This is a genomic window from Streptomyces sp. NPDC026673 (genome assembly GCF_040638135.1).
Classification (GTDB): Bacteria; Actinomycetota; Actinomycetes; order Streptomycetales; family Streptomycetaceae; genus Actinacidiphila.
Map to the genome: position 1 here is coordinate 28,855 of NZ_JBEZXR010000029.1, position 15,215 is coordinate 44,069.

Sequence of the window (15,215 nt, forward strand, 5' to 3'; positions counted from 1 at the left end):
TTATGGGGCGTCATCCGAAGGCCGATTGTCCTCACCGGCTTCGGGGGCCGGCACTGTGTTCCCGGGCATCAGCACGCCGAACGTCTGCCCGTCGGTGGCCAGCATCAGGGTGTACGTCGCGCCCGGTCCCTGGAAGCGGGACACCGATCCGTCGCGCAGATCGACGAGGTCGACGTTGATATTCAGCAACTTGGCCGCGGTGGCGGTCGCCACCCGGGTGACGGCGTCGTTCCATTGTTGCTGGGTCCTGAGCAGTACCGACAGTTGTTGGCCACGGGTCAGTCCGGCGTCGCTCAGGGGAATGTGCCCGCCGAGCATCTGCGCGAGCGCCTGGCGCTCCGCGTTCACGGTGATGCCGAGTTCTGCCAGAACGTCGAGCCCGACGCTCGCACTGCCGGCAGGAAGCGCGTCACCGGTGGGGAGGTTTGCGTCGTCGACCTCGACGGCCAGACTGCGTTGAAGGTCGGCGATTGATCCGAGCGGCCTGTTGGCAAATGTGCGAGGCGGTATCGCATCCCGTTCGAGAACTGTGGCCAGTGCCTCCGTGAACCTGTTCCCGAATCCCCGGACCGGACGCACGGAGAACTTCTCACCGTTGGCGGCCGTCAATTCGTGTGTCCCGGTCAGGGTGAACGGCTGCCGCGCGACGTCCGGCATTGGACTGGACGGAACAGGCGACTGTCGGGACTCCAGCAGGGAGGAGGAATCGTGGGGAGTGATGTATCCGTCGCGAACCATGCCGGTTTCTTGTCCGCCTGTCTGGATTTCCGCTGAGATTCCGCCCGGGGCAGCGGAAGTGGCGTGGTGTGGCGGGTCAAATCGGATCCACTGCCCCAAAGCCTGCCCGGGAGCCGGCTCCAGGCGGACTATTCGATCGGCCCACGTGCTGGCTCCCACACGTTTTCCTGCTCGATAGTCATCACTCGTAAGAACTTGCCCGGGAGAAGCGTAGACCGATCGACCGGTTTCCTCGGCCAACTGTTCGGCCACATTGAGTTCGCCGTTCGGAGTGGCTCCACCGGCGTCACAGGCGAGAAGCACAAGGGGTGCGTTCGCGACCAGTCGGTTGTAGCTTGGGCGTCGCTTAAGAAAGCGTGCGAGTTCCCGGCCGTCGACTTCAACGACCGCACCGTCAGCTGTTGCGAGCTTGACAGTACGCGAGGTGCCGTGCGAATCCCAGAAGTAGGGTTGCGGGTCCTTGGCGTTGGTTGACCATGGGACGTCGGTCCAGGCTGCGGTGTTCCCGTACGTGTCGAACTGGAGGTACTTTCTTTCTTGGGCGATAAATTCGGCTACCAGGCCCATGCTGAACATGTCATGCGCTGCGTGGATCCAGCGGCCTCTGGATCTTCCGTCCGCACCGACGATGGTCTGCGAAATGACATCGCTGTCTCGTATGGTCCCGCCCGTCCAGGTGCGGATGACGGAAGAACCGATGGCGGCAGCGGCGTCTGCGGACAGATCGTGCGGCGAGCTGCGAATCCAGCTGCCGCGGTGACCGGCGGCGGTTATGTCCCAATAGGTGGTGATGAATTCCTTGCCGCCGGCGGCCGGAAGAATGTCGAGATGGCCGCTGAACGACCACACATCCCGGTTGGTTCGAGCTGCCACCTGGCGCGGCATGTCAAGCCCCCCGGCGCCGCCGCGGGGTATCAGGAGAACAATATCGGTCAACGGGGACAGTGTGGTGAGCGCGGGATCCTTGGCGAGCATCTCGGCGAATTTTGCGCCGGTCACGCTGCCGTGCGGCCCGGTGGCTCCGAATCGGATACTGACGTTGCCCCGTGCGTCCAAGTGACCCTTGACGAAGAAGGGGTCACTCGGCGCGTCCGCCCAAGGAGCGGGTACTGTGGCGGAGCTTCTTCCGTTTGCATCAACGGTCTCAACAAGCAGGCGCTTTCTGTCGAAGCCGAACTCCCGGACGGGGCGTTCGGCCACCGGTGTGTAATCCCGGCCGATCGTACCGGTGGGGCCGGTGATTGCCGTGGCGAACGGCAACGTACCGTGCCGTTCACTAACTGAAAGAGGCGGGACCGACGTTACCTCAATCGGAATGTCAAGGCCGTGCTCATGGATGAATTGACTCAGTGCCCGGTACTCGCGTGCGGCCCGGTGCCACGACTGTGTGTCCCAATAGGTCATTTCCACCTTCGCGACGTCCGACCAGGTGAGGTCGCCGAAGATGAAGGCGCCGGCGACGGCAGCGTTTTCGGCCGACTTCCTGGCCTGCCTCCTTCGTCGCAAATCCGCATCGTATTGGAAATCCGTTGCGGCGGCGAGGATGTGGCGTACCACGTCCGGCGGTGCGTAGGTGATGATGGGGTACATCGACGTCGGCGTTGCGGGAGCAGGATCGCCCATCGGATCGATATCGGGGTTGATTGCCTGAATGGTCCGGTTGCGGACCTCGGACTTCCAGCGGATCACGGTGGGACGCGCGGACCCCCCGAAGCGCTGATTCTTCACGTCCGAGACGAGTACGGCTCGGGTCAGGCGCTTCTTGTGCTCCTCCGGAGGTGTGGTGAGGGAGCCGGCCAGAAGTTCGCCGATGGGTACGTCGGGACGCGCTGTCAGTGAGGTGAGCAAGGGGACGCCATTGGTGGCGCTGCCCAGAGCGACATAATTTACGAGTCCCGCCCTGTTGAGCAAATAGTCGTGTACGCGTGCGGCGAATTCGTCCAGGGTCCGGGATGATGCCATGCGGTGCGCGTAGAGACGATCCAGCAGTTTGTCGGAAGCGATTCGCCTCAGAGCCGCCGTCATGTCGAGGGAGCGCTGCGTCAGGGCGCGCCGTTCGCACATGACCAGGGTGAGCGCCCGGCTCTCGTCCACGCGGTCCCAGATCCCGCGTCGCCGCTCCAGTGTCGCCAGGATCTCCTGGTTCTCCTTGGAGCGGGACCATTGCCGGTGAGTCAGTTTGCGTACGGCTCCGGTGGAGAAGCTGCCCGTCGTGAGATGTGGACTCGGTTCCGCGAGGACGTGTGTTACCCGGTACTGTTCCGTGGTCTTACCGACAAGAGCCTTGGTGATCTCCATGTCGGCATAAGAAGGCACCATTTGCTGGGTGTGCGGGGGGTGCGATCTCCTGTTCAGCTCGTCTTCGATGACGCCGACCTGCCGACTCCACAGTTCGATCTCCGCGTGCACCGATGATGTGAAGCCGGGGAAGAGTTCCTTTTCTGACACATACCGGAGTTGGCTGATGCGGAGCTTTCGCGCTTCGGCTCCAGAGGCCAGTTCACCGTCCGAGCCGGTGAGGAAGGAACCGAGATCGGATGCCCGGAGGGCGAGTTTGACCTTGTGTGCTGCCGTGATCATGTGGGCGGGGTCGGCGATGCCCCACCAGCGCACCTGGTCACCGGGAGGCGTGGGGTCGTCGACAGGAGATCCCCGGTGGCCGAAGGGGACCGCCGAAGGGTGAATCGACACCGGCATCAGGGCGGGGTTCTCCAGGACCGCTCTCGCGTATGCCTCGCGGCTTCCCTTCCGACGAAACTTCCGTGACCCACCGAGGACGGGGAAGGCCCGGCCGGCAAGGAGCAGAGTGGCGGTGTGGGAGGCGATGTCGTGCAAGGGCGCCTTGCGGTGGACGTCGTCCAGCGTCTCGAAGGCGATCCGGATCTCGTCGTCGGTTCGTGTCAGATGTTCCTGAGGCCGCACGAGCCGGCGGACCATGCTCAGGAACATCCCTCGCTCGCCGTCGGGCATCGAGGACCACGTGCGTGCGACGCGGCCGGCATCGCCATCTGCGGTGCGCGCGATGCCGGAGGGCAGGTCGCGGCCCTCCGCGGCCGGGTGCATTCCGTCGGCCCTGCCGGTCACTTCGGACCAGTGGACCTGCGCTCGCGCGAGCGTGCGGTGAGCGTGCCGCACCCGCTCCTGCGACTCGAGGTACCGCACGCCGTCGGACTCGGCTGAGGTACCGACCCCTTCCATGTACCGTGCCCGCAGATCGTCGCTGGTCAACTGGGCATCAGACAGGACCCGCTGTGCGTCCGCGACGCTCGCTCCCGCCCCGAATGCCGACGCGTCGTCCGTGACGTCATGGCGGGCGATGCCGCTTTCCCGCTCGACATGAGTGGGACCGGAGGTGCCGGGCGACGCCTTGCCCTTGCCCTTGTCCGCGGCGGGCGCGGCGGAATCCGCCCTCGCGACGGTGACGTCGTGCCCTGCCGCCGCGCTCGGAGCACCGTGGTGTCCACCGGTCCGAGCGGTATTGCCGGGACTGTCGGCGTGGCCGGAAGTCTCCGTGTGCGATGCGGGCAGTCTCCCAGGACCTGCGATCGGGGTGACGGTGGGACTGGCCAGCAGGTACTCGTCACCACGCCGATAGAGGGTGACGTGGCGACCGCTGATGGCACCCTCGCCCGGGTAGGTCTCGTGGCTGCCGTCCTCGTGGACGATGGTGAGTTCGGCCCGGTACATGTCCGCGGCCAGCCGGGCAGCGGTTTCGGCTGTGTCGTCGTTCCACGATCGGCTGGTAGTGAGCTGGGTGAGCAGCAGCGCTTGTTCCTGTGCCGGGGTCAGCGTCAGGCCGGCCGGGAGCAGGTCGCCGGCGCTGCGGAACCGCCGCTCCTGTTCCTCGTCGAGGGTGATACCCGCGTCCTGCAACTCGGTTCGGGTGAACAGGGCTGCTCGGTTGGCCCTGGCACCGGAGCGCAGAGCTCCGTCCTCGGGTGCCCGGTTCCAGGCATCGGCCACATCGGTGTCCGGGGCCTGGCCCTCGAACCGCCGGGCGACGGACGGCCAGAATCCGTTGCCGTCGATCTTGGACGCGTGGAGCTCGAAGTGCGTGCCATCGGGTGCGCTGAGGGTCGTGCCCGTCGCCCGGTAGGCCGCGTCGCCGGCTCCGTGGTTCCACGGCACGGTTGTGTGGGCAGGGCGGGCCGCGGAAGCGCCGGAGTCGTTCGGCTGTGTGCCGGCCGGAGTCGGGGTGCTCTCGAACGCGGCCGGAGGCAGCGGCCGGGTGTTGCGGGAGGCGGTGCGCGGCGTCGGAGGGAGGGCGTACCGGAAGTGCTCGTCGACGTAGTGGAGGACGAGATGACTCCCGGCGTGTGCCGAACCGAACTCGTGACGCCTGCCCTCGTTTGTGACGACTGTGATGCGGGTGTTGAAGACTCGCGCGGCCAGGGCCGGGAGGAGATCGGCGCTGCTGTTGTCCCAGCCGGAGCGGGTGTCGCTGTCGCCCGGACGCTCCAGCAGCGTGCGGGCGAGCCGGAGCCGCTGTTCGGCGGAGAGCCGAGCGTGTCGCGGCAGGTGCCCGGTGTCCTGGTACTCGCGCAGCTCGGTGGCTGAGGCTCCGAAGTCGACTCCGGCCGCGGCGAGGTCTTCGGGCAGTACCTGGTCCGTCGCTTCCGGGGTTGTGAAGTCCATGAGGTTGCCCGGATTGTTGGCGAGTTCCTCTCCGAAGCGCGCACGTAGGTCGGCGATGAGGTGCGTGCGGCTGTCCGTGGTGACACGCTCGGCCAGAGCGGTGGGATCGGCGTGGTGCAGTGCCTCGGCGAACGAGTGGTAGAAGCTGTTTCCGTCCCGGGGGACTTCGTGCAGGGTGTAGGGGGTTCCGGACGGCGACGTGAGCACAGACGGGGACCCGAAGCCATCGGAGGTGATCACGTAGTTATCCGAGGCGGTGGTGCTGGCGGATGCCGATTGTTCCTGGTGAGCCTCGACCTTCGGCTGGGGTGTGCCGGCGCGTTGATCTTCGGGAAGTCTGTGCCAGTAAGTGAGTTGATCTGTCTCGGCGCGGATCCGGTGGAATTCCGTTGCCGCGTCCTCCGACTGCTTCAGCTTCCTGTCGAGTTCCTGCCTCTGCTCGTCCAGCTCGGCTATCTCGCCTTCGAGAACCTTGATGGCGGCGAGCTTCTCCTTCGCGTCCTCGGAGTCCGCCCCAAGCCGCTCCTCGATGTCCGCGAGGCTGCTGGCACGGTTGTGCAGCTCCTGCGTCTTGGCGGCGCGGGTGATGTGGTGGTTCTCCATGCCACGCCGGGTCTTCCAGTACGCCCGGTCGGCTGCGACCCATTCGTCGCCGGCCCTGCTCACTGCCTTCCAGGCCGTTTCCAGGTCGGTGGGGAAGTTGTCCTCGGTGACGAGACCGAGTTGCCGGGCGACGTCCTCGCGAACCCAGGCCAGTACCTGGCCCTTCGTTTCCGTTACCTGCGGACCTCGCTCGACGTTTCCGAACGGGCTCAGCTTCCTGATGTTCCTGACGGCGGAACTGCCCCTCAGGTCGTGCTGGACCTCCGCCACACTCAGCCAACCGCTGGGTATCACGAAAAGAAACGCGCGTCCGGCGGTGGGCTTCGAAGTGATCTGCCCTCCCTGAGCATCCGTGCGACGCAGATCGTCTCCCTCGCCATCCATGGCCTCGGCAGGTGAGGCTCCGGGGATGGCACGGCCTGCCGCGCCAGTGGACAGTTCGGGGGCGCCGCTGAGGGTGACCTGCTGAGCGTCAACGCTTGTCAGGGACGAGTCCGGGCCGGCCGTACTGCGGATGGCGACCTCCATGCTCGTGGCCGGCGCGACCGCGAGCAGGCGGGCATTGGCAAGGTCGAGACGGGAGTAGAGCCGGTTCTGCCCTCGGGTACCACCGACAAAGCTGTCTTCGTTGAGGCCGGCGATCTGGTAACCGTGGGCTTCGGTGGTCTCCGCGAAGAAGGAGGAGAGCGCGGTGCTGCTCATTCCGTCGCGCAGGGCCTGAGCGGCGAAGCCGTCGGACTGGGTGAGGCCGCGCTTGCGGGCTTGGCGCAGAACGCCGGTCAGCGCGTCGCCCATGAGCGTCTGTCCCTGATTTCCCGGCTGTCCTTGGCGTGTTGCCGGGGTCGATGTGGGACGGGGGAGCCGCAGGTTGGAGCCGTAGGCTCCGGCGATGGCCACCTCGGCCGCCGCTCGCAGGTTCGCCAGCCCGATCACGCGGCGGACCAGGAAGCCTTCCGAGGGCAGGCGGAAGGGAGTGCCCTCATGCCGGCCCAGGTTCCGCCAGGCGATGATGTCTCGCTCCCCGGCCCGATCGGAGTTCCAGACGGTGATCGAGAAGTCGGGATCGGGCACCTCGGGAGCGGTGATTCGAGTGCCGACGGCGGAGTCGTCGGTGCTGGGAACGCTGAGACTCAGCGGAATCTGCTGGCGTAGGGTGCCGACTTCGGTCGGGGGAATGCCTATGGTTTTGCCGTCGACCAATGTGAGTGTAATCGTCAAGGAGTACGGAGTCAGGTATTCCGCATGGGGTTCGGTGGCGGAGAATATGTTGTTGCGCAGGTGTACGTTGCTTCGGCTCGTCCTGGCCTGATTCGTGGTTGCCCCCTGTCCCAGAAGTACCGGGCCCGCGGCGGTGGCAGGAGTGGCGCCCGTGCGTACGGCCTCGGCGACGGTAATGGCGATCCCGAGGGAGTCGGCTCGCACCGTGGTGTTCTCGTGGGTCTCCGTGGCGTGGCGGCCGTCTCTGATGACGACACTGTGGTCCAGTCCGTCGAACCTCGCCTCGCCCGCGATGAGTTCGACCTTGAGCAGTGCGCGACCACCACCGAGGGGACCTGTGGTGCGACTGTTTCTCTGGATCCCGCCGGAGGTCATCTCCTCACGCAGGGCGCGAATGACACGGGGGGTGAGCAGGGAGTGGAGCCTTGCCATGCTCGACCCGTCGAGGCTGACGCCGCCCTGGGCGAGAGCAGTGGTGAACCTGTCGAGCGCCGCGGTGGTGGTGAGGGAGTTGACGGGGTAACCACCGAGGGGGTGGTCGCGCAGCCATCCCGGCTGACGCCACTGCCTTTGCGTGTACCGGGGAACGGGCCCGAGATCGTCGTTGACGATCCGAAGCCGATGGGCGGACTTCTCGCTGATGTGCCCGAACCACGTGTTCGGGGCATGCACGCGTCGTCCTGCCCAGTCCACGTGCGGGGCAAAGAGATGGCCTACGTCGGCGAGTACGCCATCGGCGTGGACGGTGGCAGCCAGCTCGTGCGTGGCGTCACCGACAAGGAGGATCTTGGGGCTGTCGTCGACGGCGTTCACGTCGGACAGTGCGGTTCGGCTGATGGACCGGGTAGACGTGGTGCCTCGGGTGGCACCGGCCTGAAGAGCGTAAGTCCCCGCCACCGTCGGATCGCCGGCCTGCGTGCTGCTCGCCAAGCCATCCGCCATCCACGAGAAGAAGGAGTTGGTGATGGTGCCGCCGGATGTCTGGGCATCGTTGCTCAGGGTCTGTTCCGTCTGTATCTTGACCGGTTTGGACGCGGGGCGGACTCCGCTGATGCGGGTGCGGTGGACCAGTCGGCCGATGCGGTTCATGTACGGTCCGGATCCGAACAGGCTACTGATCGTCGTTCCGTCCGGTGCCGAGATCTGATCGAAGTCCGCGGACAGGAAGTGGGGCTCCACCGTTCGCAGACCTGCCTCCCGGGCGGGCGAACCCGGAGTGCTGAAGTGCCACGAGCTGTTGGAAGCGGTGGTGAGCACTTCGCCTGCCGCCTGGGCGAGTTCCCTGCTCGCTCCGACACTCATCGTGTGATAGGGCTGATCGCCGAACGGATGGGTGACGGTGAGGGCGGCATCGGCCCCGGTCCCCAGGGTCGTGGCCTCGGATCCCGTGAGAATCTCCGCCTCGGGCGAGACGGCGGGGTCCGTGCGCGTCGGGTCGGGGGAACCCACCGGTGCAGCGGTGGCGGGGCCCTCGATTCGCGGAGTGTCGTGCGGAATGTGCTCGTCGGGAACGGCCAGGACGACGCGTCCACTGACCACAGCGTCCAGGCTCCTTTCGGGTTCCTTTCGGACGAACCACCCGAGACCGAGCAATCCGAGGGAGCCGGCCCCCCGGATCAGGCTGCTGAACCGTGAATAGCCGCCGACGGTTGCCCGCAGGTCGAGTCTGTAGGAATACAGGTGAGACCGGGAGGTACCGGCAGTCAACGTCTCGAGGGCGACATTGGTTCCGAAACCAGTGCGTTCACCGCGACTCCTGCCAGTTCGCGGCCCGATACGCGCCGTTCCGATGTTCATCGGGCGGTTGGTCTCGTCGCGCGCGGTGTCGCGGACGGAGACGGCGAGGTCGGCCCCGACGTCCCAACCGCGAGTAACGGTCCGGGAACCGTCCAGTTTCTCAGTGGCGGGCGAGCTCGCACGGACCATCAGGTCGTTCTGCGTGCCCTCGTAGCGGCGCGCGCCGAGAGATCCCTCGATGCGAACGTAGCGGGTCTTGCGCGTAACGAGTCCCGAATCGGTCAGCCTGATGAGCAGACCGGTACTCATCAGCGTCTCGAGATTCGTGGATATCGCCTGCTGTGACAGTGCCTCGATGACAGCCAGGGTGTTGTGCAGCGCGGACCGGTACTGCGCGTGCGACTTCCAGCGGGGGTCCGGGTAGCGGAGATCGCGTACTGGCGCGATCATCTGGGGGTGGAGCGCGGCCAGCGAGGCGATCACCCTGTCGGTGAACTCCTGCAGAAGGGTGGGCCGCGCCACGGCGGCTTCATTGTCCGGCCTGCCGACCACTTCGGTGGACGGCTCTTCCCGGACGAAGGCCTCGGGGCGACTCATGCCGAGGACCGGAGGATTGTCCAGGGTGAGATAGACGGGAGCGTTCGGTTCATTGTCGTGACGCTTGCGCAGGGTGGTGCCGTCGTCCCACCCTCCGAGCCGCCGCGCCTCGGTATACGTCATGCGGTCGAGGCTGCGGACCGTGAAGGCCGTGGCGTGCGCATCACCGGTCCGTCGCACATACACCGTTTTCTCGACCTCGTAGAGAACGGTCGGGACCGACTTGGCCTGTCCGACGATCTTGTGGCTGGCAGTGCCACCGAAGCCGTTGCTCCTGGTCGAGGCATGCGTGTACCGGCCGGACAGGCCGAGCATGATCCGCGGGACGGCGGTACCCCACGTGACGGGGAACGTCAGACTGGGCCCGATACCCGCGGACAACTGCTGCGAGTACGTCTTGGCGATCGAACGTTCGCTGCGGCCGATGCCCTGGGTCGTCAGACGCATTTCGGTGGAGGAGGATTCGGTGAGTCTTGTCGCCCTGACCGGCACCACGCGATCCACGATGAATGCCCCGAGAGAAGCGTTCCTCGTGTCGTCGGAGAAGAATTCCGGCGTTGCCACGGATCCTTGGGCGAGCCGATCAGCCATACGTGTGAAGTTCTCCTTGTCGAAGAACTTGCTCACCTCGTTGTAAGCCGTCTCGCCGATCTTCGCTCCGATACGTGTCAAGGCCCAGGCGCGAATCTCGTCCACCGAACCGATCTCCTCGGTGTGAACGGTCCTGTAATCCGTTCGGGAATCGAAGACGAGGTTGTGTGGCACCTGTTCCGTAGGCTGCGAGGGAAGGGTCTCACTGTCCGGCAGCCGCACGGCCAGACCGTGTCGCACGGAGAAGCTGAACGGACCTCGCGCCTCGGTCTCCCCTTCCGATGCGGACGGGCCGCCCCTGACGATCTCGACCGTGTAGTGGATGTCGTCCAGGTGCAGATGGGAGGCGCCCAGGCTGCGCGACTCGCTCTGCGTGAGGGTGGCACTTTGCATTTCGTAGCCGAAGGAACGGGAGTAGCCCAAAGACGCGGCGAGCCGTCCGTACGCCGAGACCATCCCGCCCGACGGCGGTCCGAGGGAGAACCCGATCCCTGCCCTGATTCCGGTAACCTGCGCGATCCCGCTTCCGGTCGTGAACTGGCTGCGGTGCACCTGGTCGAATTTGACCGGTGAACCGAGGAAATCGGAGAAGCGTTCCCAGTTGCCGTGCGGTCGCGTTGTCACCTTCAGCACCTGGACCGAGCCGTCGGTGCCGCGGAAGGGCCTGGACAGGAACCCGGCACCCTGGAACGACCGGGGCGAATGACGCAGGGCCTGGCCCAGGTCGGCGAGGGCTTCGACCACGTCGTCCGCCGACGAGGCGGTCAGGCCGCTGCGCGCGGATATCTCCCGTATGACCATCTCACGGCCGCGCAGCGTCACCACGCTGGCTCCGTAGAAGCCTTCCTTTCCGTGGCCACTCAGATACTCCGGAAGTCGGCTGCCGTCGCTGAACCGGACCTGTTCGCGCGGAACGCGTGGTGGCAGCATCTGCCGGTCGATCCGGGGCGGTCGGTGCACGGCGAGTCCCGACTCCGTTGAGATCGTGTCGGCGGACGGCGCACGCCTCTCCGACGCCCGGTCCGGCAGCCCCGGTTCAGAAGCGAATCGAACCCTCTTGACTGGGGTTTCCTGCGGAGCTGATTTGCCCGCGGGGTCCGCCGGCGGCGCAGCAGCGTCGAGGGCAGTCAGCGAGGGCGCCGCGACAGGGTTGCGGGGTGAGATTCCCGGCGCGGTCCCGGTCGGCGCATCAGGGCGTGCGCCGCCGGGCGTGCGCGTTTTGCCGCCGGAATCGGTCTGCTGCAAGGTGTCGGCAGTGCCCCGGGAGACCCACGCCTTCTCCGGTGAGGGATCAGGAAGGCCCGGGCTTACGGTTACAGGCGCGGCCACGGCAGGGTTCACCCCGTCAGGTGAGGTGCGCGGGCCCTGCGCGCGGGTACCGATGTCGGTTTGCCTCGCTGCCCGCGCCGTCAGCGGCAACACGACGGCCTCGCCGTCTCGCACGGGCACGAGATACATCCGTGTCTCGTGCACCACGAGCGAGTGCGGCGTCGTCTCCGGCGGCAGAGCTTCTCGCAGTTCCGCCCAATTCGCGACCTGCCCGATCCAGCCGCTGTCCCCCCTCAGGACCCAGCCGTCCTCGTGCAGGAAGTCGTCCCCGTATGACATCCAGCCATCGGGGGACAGGTGAACAGCCTCCTGGCCCGCGGTGAGGTGGACAGCACCTGTGCTGCTGACGTCGTATCCGAAGGCCGCCGGTCGGTGGGGAGCCGCGTATTCGAATCGCGTCCAGGACTCGCGCAGCTTGCCGGTGGCCTCGTGGCCGCCGGCCGCGGCGTCAGGCGGAGCGACCCTGATCGCGCCGGAGGTTCGCGGACGTCCCAGCACCAGGGTGTGACCTAGAGGTAAGTCGGAGTGATCCGCGTCGCTGTCCCGCGTCCCTCCTCGCAGACGCGGACCGTCGCTTCCGTCCGTCAGACGGTGAGCCAAGAGGCGTGCCTGCTCACGGAGCGGCGGTGTGAAGGCTGCGGGAGTCCGGTGGAGTTCGTTGTACGCCGCGTAAAGCCGGGCGATGTCGCCGCGAAGTAGGGGCGGCGCACCGAGGTCGGTCAGGGCTCGTGTGACCTCCTGAACCAGGCTGCCCTGCCGTTCCGATGACAGTTGGCCCCAAGGGGTGGGTGCGCTTGAATCCGGTGCCATGCCACGTGCCGGGGCAGGCGAGGAGGGACTGCCGACCCGATTCGGCAGGGTCGGCAGGCCGTAGCGGACGCGATCGCCGTCGAGTAGCACGATTGCTCCGGGTCGACGGGCAGAGGCGTCCACGGGTGAGGACGTCGCCTGGACGAGCGGTGTGCCATCGCTTCGGACGACGGTGATGTCGATGTCGTAGGTGCGGGCGGTCAGCGTCGGCATCAAGCTGACCAGGTGCTCTCGGCTTCCGGAGCGCACCATCTGCAATGCGGTCAAGCCGGCGCGCTGGCGTGGTGTCAGTGCGATATCGGCGGGCAACTGGACCTGCCCGCCGAGGGTGAGTTCGACGTGCACTGCGGGCGGGAGTCCGACCCTGGCTGCGGTCAGTTCCTCCCCGGTCCATGTGTCGTTCAGGTCCGGCGCGACGGCGGACAGCAGGGGGTCGTCGTCGGGAAGTGCGCGAAGTGTGTCGGCGAGCTCTGCGCGAAAGCGTTCGTCGGTGGTGGGCAGGGGGCGTCGGGGAGAGGCGACTCGCTGGACGATGTGGCGAAGGGTGTCGATCAGCGAGTCATGGGAAATGGCGGTACCGGCAGGGGGTGTCGGGGCGGTTTCCAGGATGAGGGGGGTGCCGTTGTACGGCGGCATCAGGAGGTCCGGGTCCCCGTCGTCGCCCCTGATGAGGGTGTAGCGATCCGGGTCCGCGTGGCGCGGGGGATTACTGAGTGTGGTGTCGGTGATCTCGATGTAGAGGTCGTCGAGGTCGGTGACGTGAGGTGCGTTGTTGAGGAGCTCGGTTAGGTGGGTGGTGGTGATGGCGCCGGTGGGGAATCCGGTTCTTTCGGAAGCGATATCGCGGACGAGTTCGGGGGAGAGCTGCCGGCCCTTGAAGGGGCTGTCGCCGTAGAGATCGCCCTGGTCGGTGAGGGCGTGGAGTGCGGTGAGGCCTTCCTTGAGGACGGTGAACTGCGGCGAGGTGGCGATGGTGAGGCCGAAGAGGCCCTGGAGTGTGTCGAGGACGGGGTCATCCGACTCGGGGGAGGTGCCGGGGGGCACGTGGAGGTCGCCGCCGGTCTCCCGTCCCGGATCAGGCGTCTGCCGTGCCACCGGGGCGATGGTCCGGTCGACTGGGGCCGCCGCTGCGTGGCTGTTTGCGGGGCCGACCGGCGCATCGAGGAGATGCCCGATCCTCGCACGAACCCCGGCGTCGAGTTCTCCGGCGTCGTCGAGTGGCAGACTCGCGGTGAGGCCGTTCGGGACGTCGATGCTCATCCGGCCTCGCCGGCCGCGGGCTGTGATGTGCACCCTGACCCCGAAGTCGAGCACGGCGTGGCGCCGGGTGGACTCCGCGTTCGTCTCGATCGTCTCCGAGACCCCGCGCTCGACCTTGTGGTCCCGCCCCGTTCCCTCGTTGACAGCTGTGCGGGCCAGCGCCGCCACGTCGCCGACGCCGCCGCCCGTGTCGGGACCGAGGCCCCGGACGACCCCGTCGGCACGCACGGTGCTGGCCTCCTGATCCTCGTCCGCCTGGCGGTACCTGCGGTTCTTCGCCGTGTGGTCGGCCTCCGGCCGCCGGTCTGCGGAGATCAGGTCGAAGCCGACGGTGACCGTTCGCCCCGCGACCGGAATCTCGTATGCGTGTGCGAGCAGCCGATCGATCCCGACCCGCAGGGCCGTCATACCGGTCGCCTGCTCGTAAGCCCAGCCGGCGTCGGTTCCCGTACCGACGACAGCGATGTCCGGGCCGATACTCAAGGGGTCACGGGCCCGTTGCCCGCTGGCGAGTGCCACCGCCTTCGCCCACCGTTCGACCACGGCTGCGGCAGGTATGTCCCATGGGTGCATGCCCGGAATTCCGGCCTCCTCGATGGACCTGCGGGGCTCGTTCGTGAGCTGCCCGGCGTCCCATCGAGGCTCACCGCTGGTCACCTCCTGCCTGAGAGGCTGCGGATCGGGGCTGTCCACCGGCACCGTGAGGAAGCGGGGCGTGAGAAGCCTGACGTGACCGGAAAGGGTGCCCGGCTCGCTCCTGTGCTGCCACGTCCAGGACCGGTGGGTGGGCCACGACCGCTCGCGCCAGGCCTCCTTCATAGCCCCCCAGTCGCCCAGTGCGGTCGCCATCCTGCCGATGGCACCCGCGAACCCGGTCGGCGCATTGAGGATCTCGGGTGCCTTCGACGTGAGGGCCATGTCGACCTGGAAGTGCAGCGTGTGGTTGAACTCGGCGCTACCGCCCTTCGGATTGGACCGCTGAATGTCCAGTACCTTCTGCTTCGTTATGGCACCCCGCCCGCTCACCTGGAAGCGGCTGGCGCCGAGGTCGGCGCCGACGTGGCCCTCGTGTTCCTCCGCGTGGCCCCCGCCCCTCCCGGTGACCGCGACACCGTAGCGGAACGCCTTTCCTACGAACTTCTTGCTCTTCTCGTCCTCCACGCTCTCGCCCCGCAGCGTGAGGCCCACTTCGCCGCGGTCTCGGTATTCCGTCGCCGGGCCCATCTCCACCACCTTGACGTTCACCCACAGGTAGTGCGACGTGCCGGCAAAACCAGACAAGGAAGACGTCTCGTCGCCGTGGAACGGGAACCACCCGGACACGCCGCCCGTGAGGAGCCGCGTCCAATGCGTCTCCAGGGCGGAGGAGCGGAATCTGGCCAGCAAGGCAGTGCGCAGAGTGGTCGGCACGTCGTTCCGGGGAAGCACACCACGGCTCTTCAAGGTGTCCAGGATGTGCTCGAGGACACCGGGAGCCTGCAGAGTTTCCGCGCGGGTTCCCGAGACCATCACACTGCCGCCCGCGTAGCCACGCATCGCGGATCCGCGGTCGGCCCCGGGTGCAAATTCCGCGCGCGGCAGGACATCCTCGATCATTCGTGTCGGCACCAAAAGATCCATACCGGACGTGATGCGGATCAGCCGGGTCGCCGTCTGGGCGCTGCTCTCCTTCCCCTTCCGCCATCGCTGCATCGTGA

The 15,215-nt window shown here is 66.9% G+C and carries 1 protein-coding gene (running past one end of the window); it reads right to left on the minus strand.

Features of this window, described 5'->3' with window-relative positions; genetic code table 11:
* Positions 1-15,215, minus strand: partial view of a hypothetical protein gene (locus tag AB0F62_RS20800; protein ID WP_361800791.1) — the 3' portion only. Its footprint extends 18,238 nt past the window's final position; 15,215 of the gene's 33,453 nt are visible here — the last part of the coding sequence; its start codon lies beyond the right edge, outside the window — the gene reads right to left on this strand; the stop codon is at positions 1-3.